Origin of the sequence: Acidovorax sp. SUPP1855 (assembly GCF_030158955.1) — a bacterium.
Taxonomy (GTDB): Bacteria; Pseudomonadota; Gammaproteobacteria; order Burkholderiales; family Burkholderiaceae_C; genus Paracidovorax.
This window is the reverse complement of the sequence record NZ_BQXI01000012.1, coordinates 19,869-37,941: the sequence shown is the minus strand read 5'-3', so window position 1 is coordinate 37,941 and position 18,073 is coordinate 19,869. Positions and strand designations below refer to the sequence as shown.

The following is an 18,073-nucleotide window of genomic DNA, read 5'->3' as shown; positions in this document are numbered from 1 at the left end:
GGCACGGCAACCGCAGAGTGTATTGCGCGGTAACCCGGGTTCCTGTCAGTCGCCGCCTCATCATGAAACTCGGTAACATGCCCGGCAGCTTAATTACCAATCTTCTGGGGACGCGACAACGATGAGTTTCGATCTGGTTCTGTTCGGCGGCACGGGCGATCTGGCATGGCGCAAGCTGCTGCCGGCCCTTTTCCAGGCGTTCCGCCACGGCTCGCTGCCCGCGGGCGGCCGCATCATCGGCGTGGCGCGGGACGACCTGACCGACGCCGCCTACCGCGAACTGATCGCCAGCCGTTTCGCCGCCGTGGTGGACGACAAGCGCCCGAGCGCGGAGGAGTTCCAGCAGTTCGCGGCCTTGCTGCAGTACCAGCGCATGGACCTGTCCAAGCCCGAGGACTACGCCCGGCTGGCCGAGCGGCTGGGCGAGCGGCAGGCCGACACCGTGGTGATGTACCTGGCCACCGCCCCGGGCCTGTTCACCACCGCCTGCGAGCAGCTCGGCGCCGCCGGGCTGGCCACCCCGAACACGCGCGTGGTGCTGGAAAAGCCGCTGGGCCACGACCTCGAATCCAACCGCGCCATCAACGCGGCGGTGCGCACGGTGTTCAACGAGTGGCAGATCTTCCGCATCGACCACTACCTGGGCAAGCCGTCGGTGCAGAACCTGCTGGCGCTGCGCTTCGGCAATGCGCTCTTCGAGCCCCTGTGGCGCCGCGAGACCGTCGCCAGCATCGAGATCACCATGGCCGAAAAGCTGGGCGTGGAAAAGCGCGGCGCGTTCTACGACGGAACGGGCGCCCTGCGCGACATGGTGCAGAACCACGCGCTGCAGCTGCTGTGCGCGATCGGCATGGAGCCGCCCATCAACGCCCATGCCGATGCCATCCGCGACGAAAAGCTCAAGGTGCTGCGCTCGCTGGTCCCCTGGACACCCGCCACCCTGGCACGCGACGTGGTGCGCGGCCAGTACACGGCCGGCAGCCTGAGCGGCGAGCGCGTGAAAGGCTACGCCGACGAGGACGGCGTGGCGCCCGGCAGCCGCACCGAGACCTTCGTGGCCCTGCGCACCGAGATCGCCAACTGGCGCTGGGCCGGCGTGCCCTTCTACGTGCGCACCGGCAAGCGACTGGCCTCGCACGAGGCGCACATCGCCATCAACTTCCGGCCCACGCCCCACCCCATCTACCGCTCGCCGATGGGCGCGGCCAACCGCCTGGTGATCCACCTGCAGCCGCGCGACGGCGTGGCCCTGCACCTGTTCGCGGCGGGCCAGGAAAAGCGCGGCACCCGCGTGTCGGAAGCGCAGGCGCTCGCGCCCGTGCACCTGGACCTCGACTTCGAGCAGCGCTTCGGCACCGAGCGCGTGGGCGCCTACGAACTCGAGCAGCGCTTCGGCACCGAGCGCGTGGGCGCCTACGAACGCCTGCTGCTGGACGTGATCGGCGGGCGCCTGAACCTCTTCGTGCGGGCCGACGAGCAGGAAGCCGCCTGGCGCTGGGTGGAGCCCATCATGCAGGCCTGGCGCGACTCCGACGACGGCCCCCGGCCCTACGCCGCCGGCAGCTGGGGCCCCAGCGCCGCCAGCGCCATGGTGGCGCGCGACGGCCACACCTGGATGGAGGAGACTTGAGCCGCCCCCTGTTTCGCCTGCGGCGCCTTTCCCCGGAGGGGGACGACGCCCGTGGCCTGGCCAAGCCAGTTCCACGGCGTCTGCTGGCGTGGCCTGCTCCGCGGCCATCTGACGGTCGAGGCCGCGTCGGTGGCTCGCAGCACGTGTGCTGTCCGGCGATGAGGGGCCCCCGTCATGCTTGAACGAATCACCGCATCCCTGCCATCCCTGGCCCCGGCCGAGCAGCGCGTGGCCCAGCTCGTGCTGGACGACGCGCGGGCCTTCGCCCGGCTGCCGGTGCGCGAACTGGCCGCGCGCGCCAGCGTGAGCAAGCCCACCGTGGTGCGGTTTTGCCGCAGCATGGGCTACGACGGCCTGGCCGACTTCAAGCTCAAGCTGGCCGGCAGCGTGAGCGAAGGGGTGCCCTTCATCCACCGCAGCGTGGACGCCGACGACAAGACCGGCGACGTGTTGGTGAAGGTGGTGGACAACGCCGCCGCCGCTTTCCTGCAATACCGCAACGCCGCCAGCACGGGCGCCATCGAGCGCGCCGCCAAGGCCATCGCGGACACCTGGCAGACCGGCCGGCGCATCGAGTTCTACGGCGCCGGCAATTCGGGCATCGTGGCGCAGGACGCGCAGCACAAGTTCTTTCGGCTGGGCATCACCAGCATCAGCACGAGCGACGGCCACATGCAGGTCATGAGCGCCACCCTGCTCGGCCCGGGCGACTGTGCGGTGATCGTCTCCAACTCCGGCCGCACGCGCGACCTGATGGACGCGGCCGACATCGCGCGCAAGAACGGCGCCACCACCATCGCCATCACCGCGAGCGGGTCGCCCCTGGCCCTGGCCTGCCACATCCACCTGGCGGCCGACCACCCCGAGGGTTACGACCGCTACAGCCCCATGGTCTCGCGCCTGCTGCACCTGCTGGTGATCGACGTGCTCGCCACCTGCGTGGCCCTGCGCATCGGCGAGCCGCTGCAGCCCCGCCTGCAGCAGATGAAGGACAACCTGCGGGCCAAGCGGTATACCTGATGCGGGGCGCCCTCCAGGAAGGAGGCACATAGCCTTTCAGGCCTCCAGCGCAATAAAAACTAGGGCGTATAGCTATTATTTTTATAGCAAACTCAGACCGCCCATCGGCGGAACACCAGCGATGCGTTCACGCCGCCGAATCCGAACCCGTTGACCAGCGCATGCGCCAGCGCCATCGGGCGCGCCCGGTGCGCCACGATGTCCAGCCCTTGGGCGAGGTCATCGGGCTGGTCCAGGTTCAGCGTGCCGGGCACGACCTGATCGCGCAGCGCCATCACCGTGAAGACCGACGCCACGGCGCCCGCCGCCCCCAGCAGATGCCCGGTCGCCCCCTTGGTGGAGGCAATGGCCACCGCGGCCCCTTCGCCGAACAGGCGGCGGATCGCCGCCAGCTCGCCCCGGTCGCCGACATAGGTGGACGTGGCATGGGCATTGAGGTGCTGCACCTGCGCCGGCTGCAGCCCGGCCTGCGCCAGCGCTGCCTGCATGCTGCGCAGGGCACCGTCGCCGTCTTCCGGGCCCGAGGTGATGTGGTGCGCGTCCGCGGAGGTGCCGTAGCCGACCACTTCGGCCAGCGGCACGGCGCCGCGCGCCAGCGCATGCTCCAGCGCCTCCAGCACCAGCACGCCGGCGCCCTCCCCCATCACGAAGCCGTCGCGCGCCGCATCGAACGGGCGCGACGCGGCGGCAGGGTGGTCCGCGAAGCCGGTGGACAAAGACTTGGCCGCGGCGAAACCGCCCAGGCTGACGCGGTCGATCGCGGCCTCGGTGCCGCCGCACACGGCCACGTCGGCTTCGCCACAGCGGATCATGCGCACGCCGTCGCCGATGGCCTGGATGCTGGCGGCGCAGGCCGTCACGGGCGCGCCGATGGGCCCTTTCAGGCCATGCCGTATTGACACGTGCCCTGCCGCCAGATTGATCAGGAACGACGGCACGGTGAAAGGCGACAGGCGCTGCGGCCCCCGCGTGTCGGTGGTGCGCACGGCCTCGGCAATGGCGCCGAAGCCGCCGATGCCGGAGGCGATCACCGTGGCCGTGCGGTGGGCCGCGTGGGCATCCGCCGGCGCCCAGCCGGCCTGCGCCAGGGCCTGCTGCGCCGCGCCGAGGGCGAAGGGGATGAAGCGGTCCATCTTGCGAGCGTCTTTCGTGCCGATCACAGACATCGGATTCCAGCCGCCCTGCCCGTCTTCCTCGATGGTGGGCACCACGCCGCCCACTTTGGCCGCCAGCCCCTCCACCGTGGCTTCGGGCAGGCGCCGCAGGCCCGATGCACCGGACAGCAGTCGGCCCCAAGCCAGTTCCACACCACAGCCCAGGGGAGACACCAACCCCATGCCGGTCACGACGACGCGCCGCATCAGGCTGCCCCGCCCGAAAATACCCCGCCCGGGGTCACCTTGTGATTCACCATCATTGGCCTCGCTGGTTGATGCACGGCTGCCCGCGCTTTTATGATTGCGGCCGTCATCATAAATGCACGATCAGTTTTTTGCGTACGGTCGCAATCAAAAAGGAAAATCAGCGATGAAAGTGTCCAAGGCCCAGTCGGCGGAAAACAGGCAAGGCATCCTGGACGCCGCCGCGCGGCTCTACCGCGAGCGCGGCCTGTCGGGCGTGGGGGTGGCCGACATCACCCGCGACGCGGGACTGACCCACGGCGGCCTGTATCGGCACTTCGCCTCCAAGGACGCGCTGGTACGCGAAGCCTGTGCCCGTGCGTTCGATTGGTCGATCGCCCCGCTGGACGGCGCGGAAGGCGCGACCGGCCTGGCAGCGCGCGTGAACAGCTATCTCTCGGCCACCCACCGTGACAGGCCCGGCGAAGGCTGTCCCGCCGCCGCGCTGGCGGTGGACGCGGCCCGGGCCGGCAGCGACCTGTCCGAGGTGTTCGCACGCGGCATCGAGCGCAACATCGACCGCTTCGCCCGGGTGATCGAAGAACTCGCCCCCGACGGCGGCCCCATCAGCGCCGAAGGCCGGGCGCGCGCCATGGAAATGCTGGCGACCATGGTGGGCGGGCTCGTGCTGGCCAGAGCCACCGCCGCCGCCCAGCCTGCGCTGTCCGATGAAATCCTCGCCACGCTGCGCGACAGGCTGAACGCACCGGAGGACAAAGCGGTTTGACCGGCGGCAGCGCCCACAGCGCAGCGTGCTGCGCTGCACTGTGCGGTCTGGGGTACACGGCGTGGTCCAGGTGCGACAGCCCTTCGGCCGATTGTGAGAAAACGCACTGACACCTCCCGAACGGGCCCGCATACTGCGTTTTTTGACTCAGAGAGGAGAGAAACCATGAACAACGTATCCCGCCATACCGACGCCGCCCCCTCGGACGATGCCGGCAAACTCGTGCTGCGTGTCGCCGTCGGCGTGCTCGTGCTGCTGCACGGCATCTTCAAGCTGCAGAACGGGGTGGGCTTCGTCAGCGGGCTGCTGGAGCGGGCCGGCCTGCCGGGCGCCCTGGGCTACCTGGTGTTCGTCGGCGAAATCCTGGCGCCGGTGCTGATGATCGTCGGCCTGGCCACCCGTGCCGGCGCCGCCATCGTGGTGGTCAACATGCTGGTGGCGTTCGGCCTCGTGCACATGGCCGACCTGTTCGCGCTCAACAAGCAGGGCGGCTGGGCGCTGGAACTGCAGGGCCTGTACCTGTTCGGCGCGTTGAGCGTGGTGCTGCTGGGCGCCGGGCGCTACAGCGTGGGCGGCGTGAACGGCAAATTCAACTGAAGGGGATGGGCGGTGGCGCCCACCGCCGCTCACCCGAATCACCTGAGCCACTCTTTTGCTATAAAAAATATAGCAAAAGGGACATGATCCACTAGGGCATCGGCCCGATTTCGATCAAACCGTGGCGGGAACGGGCACCGCCACCAGCGGGATGCGCCCTTCTTCGATGCCGTGGCAGGCCACGCGGGCGCCGCCCTGGTTCAGCAACTGCGGGCGCTCGGTGCGGCACCGGTCGTTGGCGTGCGGGCAACGCGGGTTGAACGCGCAGCCGGACGGCGGGTTGAGCGGGTTGGGCACCTCCCCCTGCACCGGCGTGCGCGAGCGGCCGGTGTCGTGCATCTTGGGGATGGCGTCCAGCAGCATGCGCGTGTAGGGATGGCGCGGCGTGGCGAACAGCTCGCGCTTGTCGGCCAGCTCCACCAGGCGCCCCAGGTACATCACGCCCACCTGGTCGCTCACATGGCGCACCACCGCGAGGTTGTGCGAGATGAACAGGTAGGTCAGGTGCCGCTCGCGCTGCAGGTCCTTCATGATGTTGAGCACCTGCGCCTGCACCGACACGTCGAGCGCCGACGTGGGCTCGTCGCACACGAGGAATTCCGGCTCGGTGGCGAGCGCCCGCGCGATCGAGATGCGCTGACGCTGGCCGCCCGAGAACTGGTGCGGGTACTTCACCATGTCCAGCGGCGACAGGCCCACCGACTGCAGCAGCTCGCCCACGCGGGCCTTCAGCTCGGCCTTGTCGGTGATGAGGCCGTGCTCGCGCAGCGGCTCGCCGATGATGTCCTCGACCAGCCAGCGCGGGTTGAGGCTGGCATACGGGTCCTGGAAGATCATCTGGATGCGGCGGCGCATGGCCTGCGCGTCCTTGCCCTTGAAGGCCGCGTGCGCATCCTGCCCGTCGAAGGTGAGGCCGCCGCGCGTGGGCTCGTACAGGCCCACCAGCAGCCGCGCCACCGTGCTCTTGCCGCAGCCGGATTCGCCCACGAGCGCCAGCGTCTTGCCGCGCTCGATCTCGAAGCTCACGCCGTCGACGGCGTGCAGCAGCGTGCGCGGCTTGCGCTCCAGCACGCGGTTGAGCCAGGGGGCGGACACATCGAACGTCTTGGCCAGGTCGTGCGCCTGCACCAGGGGCTTGCCCGCGGCGGCACTGGCGCTGGCGGAAGGGATGGGAGTGTGGGCGCTCATGCGGCGGCTTTCTTGGGCAGGTCGTGCAGCCAGCAGGCGGCTTTCGTGGCGCCTGCCTGCAGCAGTTCGGGGCGCTCCACCTTGCAGCGGTCGAAGGTGTGGGGGCAGCGCGGATTGAAGGCGCAGCCCTGGGGAATGGCGTTCAGGCGCGGCATGGCGCCGTCGATCTGGTTCAGGCGCTCGCGCTCCTGCTCCATGTCGGGAATGGACGCCATCAGGCCGGCCGTGTAGGGGTGCGCCGGGTGGTTGATGACCTCGTGCACGGGGCCGATCTCGGCCACGCGGCCGGCATACAGCACCGCCACCCGGTCGCAGGTCTCGGCGATCACGCCCATGTCGTGGGTGATGAGCATCACGGCCGCGCCGCGGGATTTGCAGATGTTCTTGAGCAGCTGGATGATCTGCGCCTGGATCGACACGTCCAGCGCCGTGGTGGGCTCGTCCGCCACGATGAGCTGCGGCTCGGCCGCCAGCGCCAGGGCGATCACCACGCGCTGGCGCATGCCGCCCGAGAACTGGTGGGGGTAATGGTCCACGCGCTGCTCGGCCGCCGGGATGCCCGTGTCCTTGAGCAGGTCGATGGCACGGCGGCGGGCCTCGGCGGCATTCACCGGCAGGTGGGCCTGGATGGTCTCGACGAGCTGCTGGCCCACCGTGTACAGCGGGTTCAACGAGGTCAGCGGGTCCTGGAAGATCGCGCCGATGCGCCGGCCGCGGATGTGCCGCATCTCGCGCGACGACAGGTTGTCGATGCGCTGGCCCTCCAGCACGATCTGGCCGGAGGCCACCCGCCCCGGCGGCTCCAGCAGGCCGATGATGGCCGCGCCCGTGAGCGACTTGCCGGCGCCCGACTCGCCCACCACCCCCAGGATTTCACCGGGCGCGATGGAAAAGGAGATGTCATCCAGCGCGCGCAGGGTGCCGCGGCGGCTGGGGAATTCGACGACGAGGTTCTTGACTTCGAGAAGGCTCATGGGGGGGTGCTTTCAGCGGAGACGGGGATTCAGCGCATCGCGCAGCCAGTCACCCAGCAGGTTCACCGACAGCGCGATCAACACCAGCATGGCGCCCGGAAACACCGTGATCCACCACTCGCCCGAGAACAGGTAGTCGTTGCCGATGCGGATCAGCGTGCCCAGCGAGGGCGAGGTGGGCGGCGCGCCCACGCCCAGGAACGACAGGGTCGCCTCGGTGATGATGGCCGTCGCCACCTGAATGGTGGCCAGCACCATCACCGGGCCCATCACGTTGGGCAGCACATGCTTGCGCATGATGCGCAGCGAGTTGACACCCGTCACGCGCGCGGCCTGGACGTATTCCTTGTTGCGCTCCACCAGTGTGGAGCCGCGCACGGTGCGCGCATATTGCACCCAGCCGGTGAGCGAGATCGAGATGATCAGCACCCCGAACGCCAGCGACTCGTGCGCATTGGGAAACACCGCGCGGCCCACGCCGGCGATCAGCAGCGCCACCAGGATGGCCGGGAACGACAGCATCACGTCGCACAGGCGCATGAGCACCGCATCCACCCAGCCGCCGCGAAAACCCGCGAGCAGCCCGAGCGCCACGCCCACCACCACCGACAGCACCACCGAGGCAAAGCCCACGATGAGCGAGATGCGCGCGCCGTAGATCACCGCGGACAGGATGTCGCGGCCCTGGTCGTCGGTGCCCAGCAGGTATTTGGTGGAGCCCTCGGCGCTCCAGGCCGGCGGCAACCGCGCATCGCCCAGTTCGAGCGTGGTCAGATCGAACGGGTTGTGCGGCGCGACCCAGCCCGCGAAGAACGAGCAGAACACGCAGATGAGCGCGATCACCGCCGCGCCGATGGCTACGGGCGAGGTGCGAAAGCTGTGGCCGACATCGCTGTCGAACCATCGGAAGAGCGTTTTTTTCATCGTGTTTGCTTCCAAAAAGTTGGATGGTGGACTCCATTGAGCTAGGATATAAACATGATTACCAACTAATGGAATTCTTATGTTTGCAAATTTCATTTTCTTATTCGGCCTTATTTTTCTCACTGCTTGCTCTTCAACCAACTCCTCTTGGAATGAATTAGGTGCGGCAATCATAAAATCCGAATTGGCAAACGATCCGCAACCGTTTAAAAATCAAAACACTTCAAATATATACACTCCCGGAATTTATAGAAATCAGTATGGACAACCTGTAACTCTTGAGCCAGCCGGCGGCGCAGTGCCTGGAGAACAACTGCGGATCAAACCAAATGCATATGGTCCTGGTGTGCATATGGATCAATATGGGCGCCCAGTAAAAGAACGAGCATGGCCTTGAGCAGCCGCGCAGGTCAACAAATTAAATACCCCTTACCAAAATCCATTCGAATACAAAAAAATATTGGCAAAATAAATCACAGGAAGATCAATAGCAATTACATAATGCTTTAGCTAGCCATTGCGGCGCTCACTTGACGATGCTCATCCATTTGAAGGGCATGAAGTTGTCGGCCATCTGCACCAGCTTGACCTTCTTGCTCACGCCCCAGGCCAGCGCCTGCTGGTGCAGCGGCACGTGGCCGATGTCGGTGGCGTGGATCGCGAACGCCTCGCGGATCATGGCGTTGCGCTGGGTCTTGTCGGTTTCCGCCTGGATCCGCTTGGTGAGCTCGTCGACCTTGGGGTTGCAGTACGCGCCCAGGTTGAACTGGCCGGCGCCCTTGTCGTCCACGCACGTCATGAGGGCGTTCAGCGCGTTGTGCGCGTCGTAGGTCGCGGGCGACCAGCCCAGCATGTAGAAGCTCGTGTCGCGGCGCAGCACCTTCGGGAAATAGGTGCCCTTGGTCTCGGCCTGCAGATTGATCTTGACGTTGATGCGCGCAAGATTGGCCGCCACCGCCTGGCACACGCGGCCGTCGTTCACATAGCGGTCGTTGGGGCAGTTCATCGTCAGCTCGAAGCCGTTGGCATAGCCCGCCTCGGCCATGAGCTTCTTGGCCGCATCCACGTCGTAGGGCAGCCGCTTCATGTCGGCCTGGAAGCCGTTGATGCCGGGGCCGACCAGCTGGGCGGACGGGTTGGCCGCGCCGCGCATGACGGTCTTGCGGATGCCCTCGATGTCGATGGCCTGGTAGAACGCCTGCCGCACCCGCTTGTCCTTGAAGGGGTTCTTGCCCTTCACGCTGGAATACAGCAGCTCGTCGCGCTTTTGGTCCATGCCCAGGAAGATGGTGCGCAGCTCGGGGCCCGTCACGGCGCGGGTGTTGGGGCTGGTGTTGACGCGCTCGATGTCCTGCACCGGCACGGGCTCCATCACGTCCACCTCGCCCGACAGCAGGGCCGCCACGCGGGTGGCGTCGTTGCCGATCGGCGTGTAGATGATCTCGCTGGCATTGCTCTCGATGGCGCCCCAGTAGCTGCCGTTGCGCGTGAACACCGTGCGCACGTTGGGCTGGCGCTCGCGCACGCGGAACGGCCCGGTGCCGTTGGCGCGAAACGACGCGGCGTTCTCGATGCCCTTGCGGCGGTCCACCGGCGTCGTGGCCTGGTTGGTTTCGCACCACTTCTTGCTCATCATGTACACGAGCGTGAGCACGTCCGGCAGGATGGGATAGGGCGAGCGGGTCTCGATCTCGACCGTGTAGTCGTCGATCTTGCGCACTTCCTTGAAGTCGTTCGTGTAGCTCTTCATGTCCGAGCCCTCGACCTGCGTGCGGCCCAGCGAGAACAGCACGTCGTCCGCCGTGAACGGGGTGCCGTCGTGGAACTGCACGCCGCGCCGCAGTTCGAAGCGCCAGACCGTGGGCGAGGTCATCTTCCAGCTGGTGGCCAGCGCGGGCGCCAGGCTCAGGTCCTTGTTGCGGCCCACGAGCGGCTCGTAGACGTTGCCGGTCACGCTCAGCTGCAGCGATTCGTTGAGCGAGTGCGGGTCCATCGACAGGGCATCGCCCTGGTTCGCCACGCGGATGGTCTGCGCCCCTGCGACGGACACCATGGCGACCATCGCCAGGGCCAACGCCGTTTTTGTCTGGAATTTCATGGGGACTCCTGAGGAAGAAAAGGGGGATGTGCGCACACGGGCCGATGCGGGCGTCAGGCGCTCGCCAGCGGCATGGCCTGCTCGACCAGGCTGGCATGCAGCGCGGCGCCCAGCGGCAGGATGTCGTCGTTGAAGTCGTAGCGGTTGTTGTGCAACGCGCTGTTGCCCGGGCCCGTGCCCTGGCCGATGCGCAGGTAGGCGCCGGGCTTGTTCTGCAGCATGAAGGAGAAGTCTTCCGCGCCCATGCTGGGGTCCATGTCGCGCACCACGTTCTCGCCGCCCACCAGTGATTCAGCCACGTCGCCCGCGAACTGCGCATGGCTTTCGGTGTTGATGGTGGCCGGATAGATGCGTTCGTAGCGCACCGTGGCGGTGGCGCCGAAGCCGAGCGCAATGGCGCTGCACAGCTCCTGGATGCGCCGCTCCACCATGTCCTGCACCACCGGATCGAAACTGCGCACGGTGCCCACCAGCGTGGCCGTGCCGGGCAGCACGCTGAAGGCGCCCAGGTCGCCCGCCTGGATCGCGCACAGGCTGATCACGGCGCTGTCGATGGGGCGCACGTTGCGCGAGACGATGCCCTGCACCGCGGTGATGATGTGCGCCGCGACCAGCACCACGTCCACCGTCTGGTAGGCATGGGCGCCGTGGCCGCCCCGGCCGGTGATCTCGATCGTCACGCGGTCGGCCGCGGCCATCATCGCGCCCGAGTTCAGGCCGATGGTGCCGGGCTTCATGGCGGGCCAGTTGTGCATGGCGTACACCGACTGCACGGGAAAGCGTTCGAACAGGCCGTCCTCCACCATCACCCGCGCGCCGGCAAAGCCCTCTTCGCCGGGCTGGAAGATCAGCACGGCGGTGCCGTCGAAATGGCGCGTGGCGGCCAGGTAGCGCGCCGCGCCGATCAGCATGGCGGTGTGCCCGTCGTGCCCGCACCCGTGCATGAGGCCGGACTTGCAGGACTTCCAGGCGAAATCGTTCTGCTCGGTCATCGGCAGCGCGTCCATGTCGGCACGCAGGCCGATCATGCTGCGGCTGCCGCGGCCCTGCCCCCGGATGACGGCGACGATGCCCGTGCGCCCGATGCCGTCGTGGATCTCGTCCACGCCGCAGACCTTGAGGGCCTCTTTCACGCGCGCCCCGGTGTACACCTCCTCGAAGCCGAGCTCGGGGTGCGCATGCAGGTCCCGCCGGAATGCGGTGAGTTCGGGGTGGTACTGCGCGATGTGCGCGAAGGCCCGGCCCCCGGCCTTGAAGCGAAGCGCCTGCGCCATGTCTCAGTGCCCTCCGGCCTTGCCCACGCGCAGGCGCGGATCGACGGCGAAATAAAGCAGATCGACCACGAGGTTGATCACCACGAAGATGAGCGCGATCAGGCACAGGTAGGCCGCCATCACCGGAATGTCCGCGAAGGTGACCGCCTGGATGAACAGCAGGCCCATGCCCGGCCACTGGAACACCGTCTCGGTGATGATGGCGAAGGCGATGAGGCCGCCCAGTTGCAGGCCGGTGATGGTCATCACCGGCACCAGCGTGTTCTTGAGGGCATGGCCGAAGTGGATCGCCCGGTCGGACAGGCCGCGCGCGCGGGCGAACTTGATGTAGTCGGTGCGCAGCACCTCCAGCATCTCGGCGCGCACGAGCCGCATGATCAGCGTGAGCTGGAAGATCGCCAGCGTGATCGCCGGCAGCGTGATGTGGTGCCAGCCCTTGGGGGTCAGCAGCCCGGTGCTCCACCAGCCCAGTTGCGTGACAGGGCCCCGCCCGAAGCTCGGGAACCAGCCCAGGTGCACGGCGAACACGAGGATCAGCAGGATGCCGATCAGGAAGGTGGGCAGCGACACGCCGAGCAGCGACAGCGTCATGAACAGCTGGCTCGCGAAGCTACCGCGCCGCAGCGCTGCGTACACGCCCATCGGCACGCCGATCAGCAGCGCGAGCACGGCGGCCACGAGGGCCAGCTCCAGCGTGGCGGGAAAACGCTCGGCGATCAGCCGCGACACCTTCGCGCCCTGGCGCAGGCTGAGGCCGAACTCGCCCTGCGCGGCGTTCACCAGAAAGTGCCAGAACTGCACGATGAAGGGCTTGTCCAGGCCGAGCGCCGCGCGCAGCTCACGGATCTGCTCGGGCGTGGCGTCCTGGCCGAGCAGGAAGGTGACGGGATCTCCGACGTACTGGAACAGCATAAAGGAGATGAAGGCCACCGCGATCATCACGATGACGGCCTGAATCAGGCGTCGCAGAATAAAGGCAAGCATCAGTGAACCGTGAGTGAATCGGGCATGCTAGCAGGGGGATGGGCCATCGCCACGAATACCCCCCGGCCGGCAGTTGGGCAAGCGCCAGGCCGGGTTGGCGGCCTTGGCAGGATCGCGTGCATCAATTGATCTTGACCGTGCGCATGTCCACGCGGTTGTCGGCCCGGTGGACCACGTCCACCGTCTTTTTCATGGCCCAGGGAATGACCTGGTCGTACAGCGGAATGTGCGAAACCGTGTCGTTGGACAGCTGCAGCGCCTCGGTCAGCATGCGCGAGCGCACCGGTGCATCCGTCTCCGCCTTGATGCGGTCCACGAGGTAGTCCATGCGCTCGTTGCTGTAGCGGCCCACGTTGTAGTTGCCGTCGCCGCCCGTGCCGACGGTGCGCACCAGCGACTGCAGGCTGTAGAGCGCGTCGAACGTCGGCACGCCCCAGCCGAGCATGTAGATGCTGGCTTCGCTGCGCTGGATCATCGGAAAGTACGTCACCTGCGGCAGCGTGCGCAGCTTGGCCTTCACCCCGATGCGCGCCCACATGGCCGTCACGGCCTGGCAGATGGCCTCGTCGTTGATGTAGCGGTTGTTGGGGCAGGCGAAGTCCACCTCGAAGCCATCGGCGTAGCCGGCGTCCGCCATGAGCTTCTTCGCGGCATCGACGTCATAGGGCATGCGCTTGCCTACCCCTTCGGTCCATCCCGCGACCTGGGGCGCCACCAGCGTACCGGTCGGCTTGCCCAGGCCGCGCATGATGCTGCGGGTGAGCGTGTTCACATCCACGGCTTGGTAGAGCGCACGGCGCACGCGCACGTCCTTGAACGGGTTCTTGCCCTTCACGCTGGAGCCCACCAACTCATCGCGGAACTGGTCCATGCCGAGAAAGATGGTGCGGTTCTCCACGCCATCGACCACCTTCAGGTCGGCGCCGGAGCGCAGCCGTGCCAGGTCCTGCGGCGAGGGATCAAGCACCATGTCCACCTCGCCGGAGAGCAGGGCCGCCACGCGCGTGGACGCGGATTTGATGGGCGTGTAGACGATCTCCGTCACGTTGCCTTCCATCGTGCCCCACCAGTTCGGGTTGCGCTTGAACACCATGCGCACGTCCGGCTGCCAGGACTCGAGCGTGTATGGCCCCGTGCCCATGGCATTGCGGTGCGCGAAGTTCTCGTCGGTGCCCTTGATGTCCTTGGGTTCCACGGACTTGTTCTTTTCGGCCCAGGCCTTGCTCATGATGCGCAGCTCGGTCAACTGGCGCAGCAGCACGGGATTGGGCGACTTGAGGAAGATGTCGAACGTCTGGGCATCGACTTTCACGATCCGGTCGAAACCTTGCACGAACGGCGTGTAGTTGGAGGTCTTGGCCATGGCCCGGGAAAGCGAATACACCGCATCGTCGGCCGTGAACGCCGAGCCGTCATGGAATTTGACGCCCTGCCGCAGCGTGAAGCGCACCTGCGTGGGGCTCACCTCGCGCCACGCAGTCGCCAGCACGGGTTCGATCTCGAAGGTGCGGCTGTTGTAGTACGTCAGCGTTTCGTACACGTTCGCGTGCAGCCCGTTCTGCAGGGCATTGTTCTGCGAGTGGATGTCCCAGGTGGAGATTTCGCCTTGGCTGGCCCATTTGAACGTCTTGGAGTGGGCCAGGGGCGACGCGAGGATCGCACAGGCGGCAGCGCCCGAAACAATGGCAGTGATGAGCTTCATGGAACCCTCTTGGATAAAGCGTGGAACATGCCGCTTCCTTTGTGAGGAATGCGGAAGGTCGCTGGAAGCCGGGGTCTGGCCGGCCCAGGATCTGGCATGAGCGGGAAACCCATGCAAGGAAGGTGCCAGTCCCCGCCCTGCGCGGATCGGCGCTGGCGGGCCACCCGGCCCTTCGTGTGCAATCAGTGCAGACAGCCTCTTTCGAAGAGGCTGGCGTTCGCATCGATGATCGGCCGCGCCCCGGGGCGCAGCCAGGGCACGTCAGAAGCGGTGACGCAGGCCGATCGTGTAGCCCGTGCGGCTCTTGGCGCCATTGACCTGGCCCGCCGCGTTGCTCAGGCTGATCTGGTCACCCTTGAGCTTGGTGTGGTCGAGTTCGAGGTACGCGTCGGTGCGCTTGGAGAACGCGTAGTCGAAGGCCATCGTGAAGAAGTCCGCCTTGCCCTTGGCGGCCGCCGTGTTGCCCTTCTGGTCGGCACGGAAGTAGTGCGCGCCGATGTTCAACTGGGGCGTGATCTGATAACCCGCACCGACTTTGTAGATGGTGCGTTTGTTGGCAGCCAGGAAGGCCGGCCCGCCGAAGCCGCCGTTGATCGTGCCCTGCCACATGGCGCCCAGCACGGCCCGGTCGACCGCCGTGAGACCGTCATCCACCTTGTTCTGGCCGTAGCCCGCATTGAAGTACCAATCGCCCATGCGGTAGGAGCCACCGACCGTCCAGGCATCGACCTTCTTGCCCGAGGCGAACTCGTAGTTCTGGTAACCCAGGCCAGCGGCCAGGCCACCCGCTGCATAGCGCAGATAGCCCCCGGCCGTCTTGCCGCCGGTGGGACTCTTCTCATCGAACGAATACTGCAATGCGCCCCGCCACGGACCGACCTCGGCCATGTACTTGAGCATGTTGTCGGCCCGCGCGCCCAGTGCAAAGCCGATTTCCGGCTTGTACACGTCCATGTAGGGGGAATAGGGATAGGAGGCGTAGGTGCTCGTGACCAAGTCGAACAGGATGTTGTACTGGCGGCCCATGGTCAGCCGTCCGAAGCCTCCCTGCACGCCCACCCAGGACTGCTGGAAATAGGGCGTCGCCGGGGTTCCCGTGTCTGCCCCGAATCGGTTTTCCAGATTGACCAAGGCCTTCAGGCCACCGCCCAGATCCTCGGTCACATTGATGCCCCAACGGCTTTGCGACATGCCGCCGCCCACCATCTGGTTCAGCGAGCCCCCGGGACTGCCGGCCGGGCCTTCGTTGTTCGTGTGGCGATATGCCATATCCACAATACCGTACAGCTGCACGCTACTGGTATTGGCCTGGGCGAAAAGCAATGGCGAGGCCACACCCAGCGCCGCGGCAGCGATGGTTTTTGTCACAAACGAAGTACGCATGTGTTGTCTCTTTCTGCTTGGAATAAGGGAAATTCATTTTAGAAATCCCGGTTTTTGCAGAACAGACCGTATGGCAGCATACCCACAGGCGTTTTCCCTAGTTTTTTGTTACATACGCGACACAGGGGACACCAATGCAAAAAGCCGCCGACCCGAAGGTCGGCGGCTTTTTTCTTCTCAAGAACCGCTGACTTGCGTCAGCGCTCTATTAGAAGGAGTGGCGGATACCAACTTGGTAGCCGTTGACGTTCTCGCCAGGCAGAGCGGTAGCGCCGGTCAGGCCGTTGCTGGCCAGAACGCGCGTTGCGCCGCCCTTGTTTTGCATGTGAGCGATCGTGCCGTACACAGCGGTGCGCTTGGACAGGTCATACACGTAGCCCAGAGCCAGCACGCGGGAATCGGCGCTGCTGTTCTTCAGGTCCAGGTTCGCGAATGAAGCCTTCACCGTGCCAGGACCGACAGGAGCGGTCAGGCCGATCAGGTACGTGCTGTACTTCGTTTGCACAGCAGCGTTGTTCTTTTCTTGGTGCCAGATGAAGATTGGCTTCACGACGCCCAGGTCGTACGAACCAGCGATGGAGTACGTGGTCACGTCTTGGGGAGCCGTAGCGCCGCGCAGCTTGTCAGCTGCCAGGGTCACGCTCAGAGGACCGTTTTCGTAGCCGCCGGCCAGGCCGAGGTAGTTGCCAGCCTTGTCGTAGGCAGCGTTGGAAGGCGTTTCGCCGAAAGCGTAGTGCACGGTACCGAAGAAGCCACCCAGGTTGCCAGGGGTGCGGTAGCTCACGCCGTTGCCGATACGGAAAGGTTGGCCAGCAATGCCGAAGCCCAGGAAGTTGGCAACGCCAACTTGACCGAACGGATCATACGAGCTGGGCTTGTCGTAGCCAGCGGTCAGTTCACGGCCCAGGCGAACTTCACCGAAGTTGCCCATCAGGCTCAGCGTGGCACGGCGCTTGAATTCGAAGCCAGGACCTGCAGCGCCGCCGCCAGCACCGGTGCCGGTGTCGTTCTGGATAGCGCCTTCGAGCCAGAAGCCAGCCTTCAGACCGCCACCGAGGTCTTCAACGCCGCGGAAACCCAGACGGCTGGTTGCATTGCCGCTGTTGTACACGCCGGTCACGGAATTGTCGGCGGAGATGCGGCCAACGCCTGCATCGACGATACCGAACATCGTGACGGAAGATTGAGCCATTGCAGCGCCGGAAGCAGCCAGCACAGCCAAGGCAATCAGGGATTTTTTCATTGCGAGTTACTCCAAGGTTAAACGAGGGCGCCGGTTCGGGGGGCTGAGATGCACAAGCGCAGTCCGCCGGATCCCCGGGCCAACCTCCTGGTGGGGAAGTTGTCCTTATTGCAACAGAGCCACGTCCGTTTCGCAAAGGAATTCCCTCACAATTGCACCGAAAGGCCCAAATCGTTGCTGTGTTGCAACAACCCTTGGGGCGTCACGGAACTGACTTATCGCGGCGCCCAGCGGGCAAAGGATGCTCGCATTTTTGTATCCATTCGAAAATTCTGTAGCACTTTCGAACTCCGCCCGATTTTTCCATGGATCCACTTCTGACGGCGGTCGATACCGCACTGCGCACCCTCTTCGCCAAACCCCGAGCGGGGGAGCCGTCACCGGCCCGCGCCCATTCTGAAGGCAATCTCTCGCCCGCGGAAAAACGCCTGGCGGGCGCGCTCATGCGGGTGAACCACGTGGGCGAAGTGTGTGCCCAGGCACTCTACACCGGCCAGGCCGCCGTGACGCGGGATGCGCACCTGCGCGCCCACCTGCTGGAGGCGGCGCGGGAGGAAACGGATCATCTCGCCTGGACCCGCGAGCGGCTCGACGCCCTGGGCGACCGGCCCAGCCTGCTCAATCCGCTCTGGTTCGCCGGGGCGTTCGCCATCGGATGGACCGCGGCCCAGATCAGCGACCGGGTGAGCCTGGGGTTCGTTGTGGAAACCGAGCGACAGGTGGCGCAGCACCTGCAAAGCCATCTGGAGCGCTTGCCAGCGCAGGACCTGGCTTCCCGCTCGGTCGTGGCACGCATGAAGAGCGACGAAGAGCGACACGCGAGCGGTGCCCTGGCCGCAGGTGGCCAGGAGTTGCCTGCCCCGGTGCGCCTGCTGATGAAGGCTGCCGCCAAGTGCATGACCACGGTGGCGCACCGCATCTGAGCAAAG

At 66.1% G+C, this 18,073-nt stretch carries 16 protein-coding genes; 6 read left to right on the top strand and 10 right to left on the bottom strand.

Annotation, left to right across the window (positions count from 1 at the left end):
- The first annotated feature begins 121 nt into the window (after positions 1-121).
- The gene (gene zwf / locus AVMA1855_RS12505; RefSeq protein WP_284425942.1) at positions 122-1,630 is read left to right on the top strand and encodes a glucose-6-phosphate dehydrogenase; all 1,509 of its coding nucleotides are present in this window, start codon (positions 122-124) and stop codon (positions 1,628-1,630) included.
- 174 nt (positions 1,631-1,804) lie between these two features.
- Positions 1,805-2,650: a MurR/RpiR family transcriptional regulator gene (locus tag AVMA1855_RS12500; protein WP_272551228.1), complete on the top strand. Its 846-nt coding sequence runs from the start codon at positions 1,805-1,807 to the stop codon at positions 2,648-2,650.
- Between the two features lie 92 nt (positions 2,651-2,742).
- Here the strand turns inward: AVMA1855_RS12500 and fabF are convergent, their stop codons facing one another.
- Positions 2,743-4,011: a beta-ketoacyl-ACP synthase II gene (gene fabF / locus AVMA1855_RS12495; RefSeq protein WP_284425941.1), complete on the bottom strand. Its 1,269-nt coding sequence runs from the start codon at positions 4,009-4,011 to the stop codon at positions 2,743-2,745.
- Positions 4,012-4,177: 166 nt separating this feature from the next.
- Between fabF and AVMA1855_RS12490 the strand changes: the two genes are divergently transcribed.
- Together AVMA1855_RS12490 and AVMA1855_RS12485 are read left to right on the top strand one after the other, a co-directional pair.
- Positions 4,178-4,777, top strand: coding sequence for a TetR/AcrR family transcriptional regulator (locus AVMA1855_RS12490; protein ID WP_284410872.1), 600 nt, complete (start codon positions 4,178-4,180; stop codon positions 4,775-4,777).
- A 165-nt stretch (positions 4,778-4,942) separates the two neighbouring features.
- The gene (locus tag AVMA1855_RS12485) at positions 4,943-5,374 is read left to right on the top strand and encodes a DoxX family protein (RefSeq protein ID WP_284410870.1); all 432 of its coding nucleotides are present in this window, start codon (positions 4,943-4,945) and stop codon (positions 5,372-5,374) included.
- A 114-nt stretch (positions 5,375-5,488) separates the two neighbouring features.
- On the opposite strand, the gene AVMA1855_RS12480 is transcribed toward AVMA1855_RS12485, so the two are convergent.
- From AVMA1855_RS12480 to AVMA1855_RS12470, 3 genes are read right to left on the bottom strand one after another with little or no spacing between them, the layout of a single operon-like run.
- A complete protein-coding gene (locus AVMA1855_RS12480; protein ID WP_284425940.1) occupies positions 5,489-6,562 on the bottom strand; it encodes an ABC transporter ATP-binding protein in 1,074 nt (357 codons plus the stop codon).
- On the bottom strand, positions 6,559-7,536 hold the full coding sequence (locus tag AVMA1855_RS12475; protein WP_272567463.1) for an ABC transporter ATP-binding protein: 978 nt from the start codon (positions 7,534-7,536) through the stop codon (positions 6,559-6,561). Before AVMA1855_RS12475 ends, AVMA1855_RS12480 begins: the two co-directional genes overlap by 4 nt.
- A gap of 12 nt (positions 7,537-7,548) precedes the next feature.
- Positions 7,549-8,460, bottom strand: coding sequence for an ABC transporter permease (locus AVMA1855_RS12470; RefSeq protein ID WP_272567462.1), 912 nt, complete (start codon positions 8,458-8,460; stop codon positions 7,549-7,551).
- 79 nt (positions 8,461-8,539) lie between these two features.
- Here AVMA1855_RS12470 and AVMA1855_RS12465 point away from each other — a divergent pair, with 79 nt between their 5' ends.
- Entirely contained in the window at positions 8,540-8,857 is a 318-nt protein-coding gene (locus tag AVMA1855_RS12465; protein WP_284396463.1) for a hypothetical protein, read from the top strand.
- Positions 8,858-8,986: 129 nt separating this feature from the next.
- Here the strand turns inward: AVMA1855_RS12465 and AVMA1855_RS12460 are convergent, their stop codons facing one another.
- The 6 genes from AVMA1855_RS12460 to AVMA1855_RS12435 form a co-directional block, all read right to left on the bottom strand.
- Positions 8,987-10,558, bottom strand: coding sequence for an ABC transporter substrate-binding protein (locus AVMA1855_RS12460; protein ID WP_284425939.1), 1,572 nt, complete (start codon positions 10,556-10,558; stop codon positions 8,987-8,989).
- Between the two features lie 53 nt (positions 10,559-10,611).
- Positions 10,612-11,832 carry a M20 aminoacylase family protein gene (locus AVMA1855_RS12455; RefSeq protein WP_272567459.1) on the bottom strand — a complete coding sequence of 407 codons (1,221 nt, stop codon included), beginning with the start codon at positions 11,830-11,832 and terminating at the stop codon, positions 10,612-10,614.
- A 3-nt stretch (positions 11,833-11,835) separates the two neighbouring features.
- Positions 11,836-12,816, bottom strand: coding sequence for an ABC transporter permease (locus tag AVMA1855_RS12450; protein WP_272567456.1), 981 nt, complete (start codon positions 12,814-12,816; stop codon positions 11,836-11,838).
- Positions 12,817-12,937: 121 nt separating this feature from the next.
- A complete protein-coding gene (locus tag AVMA1855_RS12445; protein WP_284425938.1) occupies positions 12,938-14,518 on the bottom strand; it encodes an ABC transporter substrate-binding protein in 1,581 nt (526 codons plus the stop codon).
- A 261-nt stretch (positions 14,519-14,779) separates the two neighbouring features.
- Positions 14,780-15,901, bottom strand: a complete 1,122-nt coding sequence (locus AVMA1855_RS12440) for a porin (RefSeq protein WP_284405052.1) — start codon at positions 15,899-15,901, stop codon at positions 14,780-14,782.
- Positions 15,902-16,109: 208 nt separating this feature from the next.
- Positions 16,110-17,144: a porin gene (locus AVMA1855_RS12435; RefSeq protein WP_284425937.1), complete on the bottom strand. Its 1,035-nt coding sequence runs from the start codon at positions 17,142-17,144 to the stop codon at positions 16,110-16,112.
- 305 nt (positions 17,145-17,449) lie between these two features.
- Between AVMA1855_RS12435 and coq7 the strand changes: the two genes are divergently transcribed.
- The gene (gene coq7 / locus AVMA1855_RS12430; RefSeq protein WP_284425936.1) at positions 17,450-18,067 is read left to right on the top strand and encodes a 2-polyprenyl-3-methyl-6-methoxy-1,4-benzoquinone monooxygenase; all 618 of its coding nucleotides are present in this window, start codon (positions 17,450-17,452) and stop codon (positions 18,065-18,067) included.
- Positions 18,068-18,073: the final 6 nt, after the last annotated feature.

What these genes read in the sequence shown, in the direction of transcription:
- zwf (WP_284425942.1), top strand. Translation starts at nt 122, where the DNA reads ATGAGTTTCGATCTGGTTCTGTTCGGCGGCACGGGCGATCTGGCATGG.
- AVMA1855_RS12500 (WP_272551228.1), top strand. Translation starts at nt 1,805, where the DNA reads ATGCTTGAACGAATCACCGCATCCCTGCCATCCCTGGCCCCGGCCGAG.
- fabF (WP_284425941.1), bottom strand. Translation starts at nt 4,011, where the DNA reads ATGCGGCGCGTCGTCGTGACCGGCATGGGGTTGGTGTCTCCCCTGGGC.
- AVMA1855_RS12490 (WP_284410872.1), top strand. Translation starts at nt 4,178, where the DNA reads ATGAAAGTGTCCAAGGCCCAGTCGGCGGAAAACAGGCAAGGCATCCTG.
- AVMA1855_RS12485 (WP_284410870.1), top strand. Translation starts at nt 4,943, where the DNA reads ATGAACAACGTATCCCGCCATACCGACGCCGCCCCCTCGGACGATGCC.
- AVMA1855_RS12480 (WP_284425940.1), bottom strand. Translation starts at nt 6,562, where the DNA reads ATGAGCGCCCACACTCCCATCCCTTCCGCCAGCGCCAGTGCCGCCGCG.
- AVMA1855_RS12475 (WP_272567463.1), bottom strand. Translation starts at nt 7,536, where the DNA reads ATGAGCCTTCTCGAAGTCAAGAACCTCGTCGTCGAATTCCCCAGCCGC.
- AVMA1855_RS12470 (WP_272567462.1), bottom strand. Translation starts at nt 8,460, where the DNA reads ATGAAAAAAACGCTCTTCCGATGGTTCGACAGCGATGTCGGCCACAGC.
- AVMA1855_RS12465 (WP_284396463.1), top strand. Translation starts at nt 8,540, where the DNA reads ATGTTTGCAAATTTCATTTTCTTATTCGGCCTTATTTTTCTCACTGCT.
- AVMA1855_RS12460 (WP_284425939.1), bottom strand. Translation starts at nt 10,558, where the DNA reads ATGAAATTCCAGACAAAAACGGCGTTGGCCCTGGCGATGGTCGCCATG.
- AVMA1855_RS12455 (WP_272567459.1), bottom strand. Translation starts at nt 11,832, where the DNA reads ATGGCGCAGGCGCTTCGCTTCAAGGCCGGGGGCCGGGCCTTCGCGCAC.
- AVMA1855_RS12450 (WP_272567456.1), bottom strand. Translation starts at nt 12,816, where the DNA reads ATGCTTGCCTTTATTCTGCGACGCCTGATTCAGGCCGTCATCGTGATG.
- AVMA1855_RS12445 (WP_284425938.1), bottom strand. Translation starts at nt 14,518, where the DNA reads ATGAAGCTCATCACTGCCATTGTTTCGGGCGCTGCCGCCTGTGCGATC.
- AVMA1855_RS12440 (WP_284405052.1), bottom strand. Translation starts at nt 15,901, where the DNA reads ATGCGTACTTCGTTTGTGACAAAAACCATCGCTGCCGCGGCGCTGGGT.
- AVMA1855_RS12435 (WP_284425937.1), bottom strand. Translation starts at nt 17,144, where the DNA reads ATGAAAAAATCCCTGATTGCCTTGGCTGTGCTGGCTGCTTCCGGCGCT.
- coq7 (WP_284425936.1), top strand. Translation starts at nt 17,450, where the DNA reads ATGGATCCACTTCTGACGGCGGTCGATACCGCACTGCGCACCCTCTTC.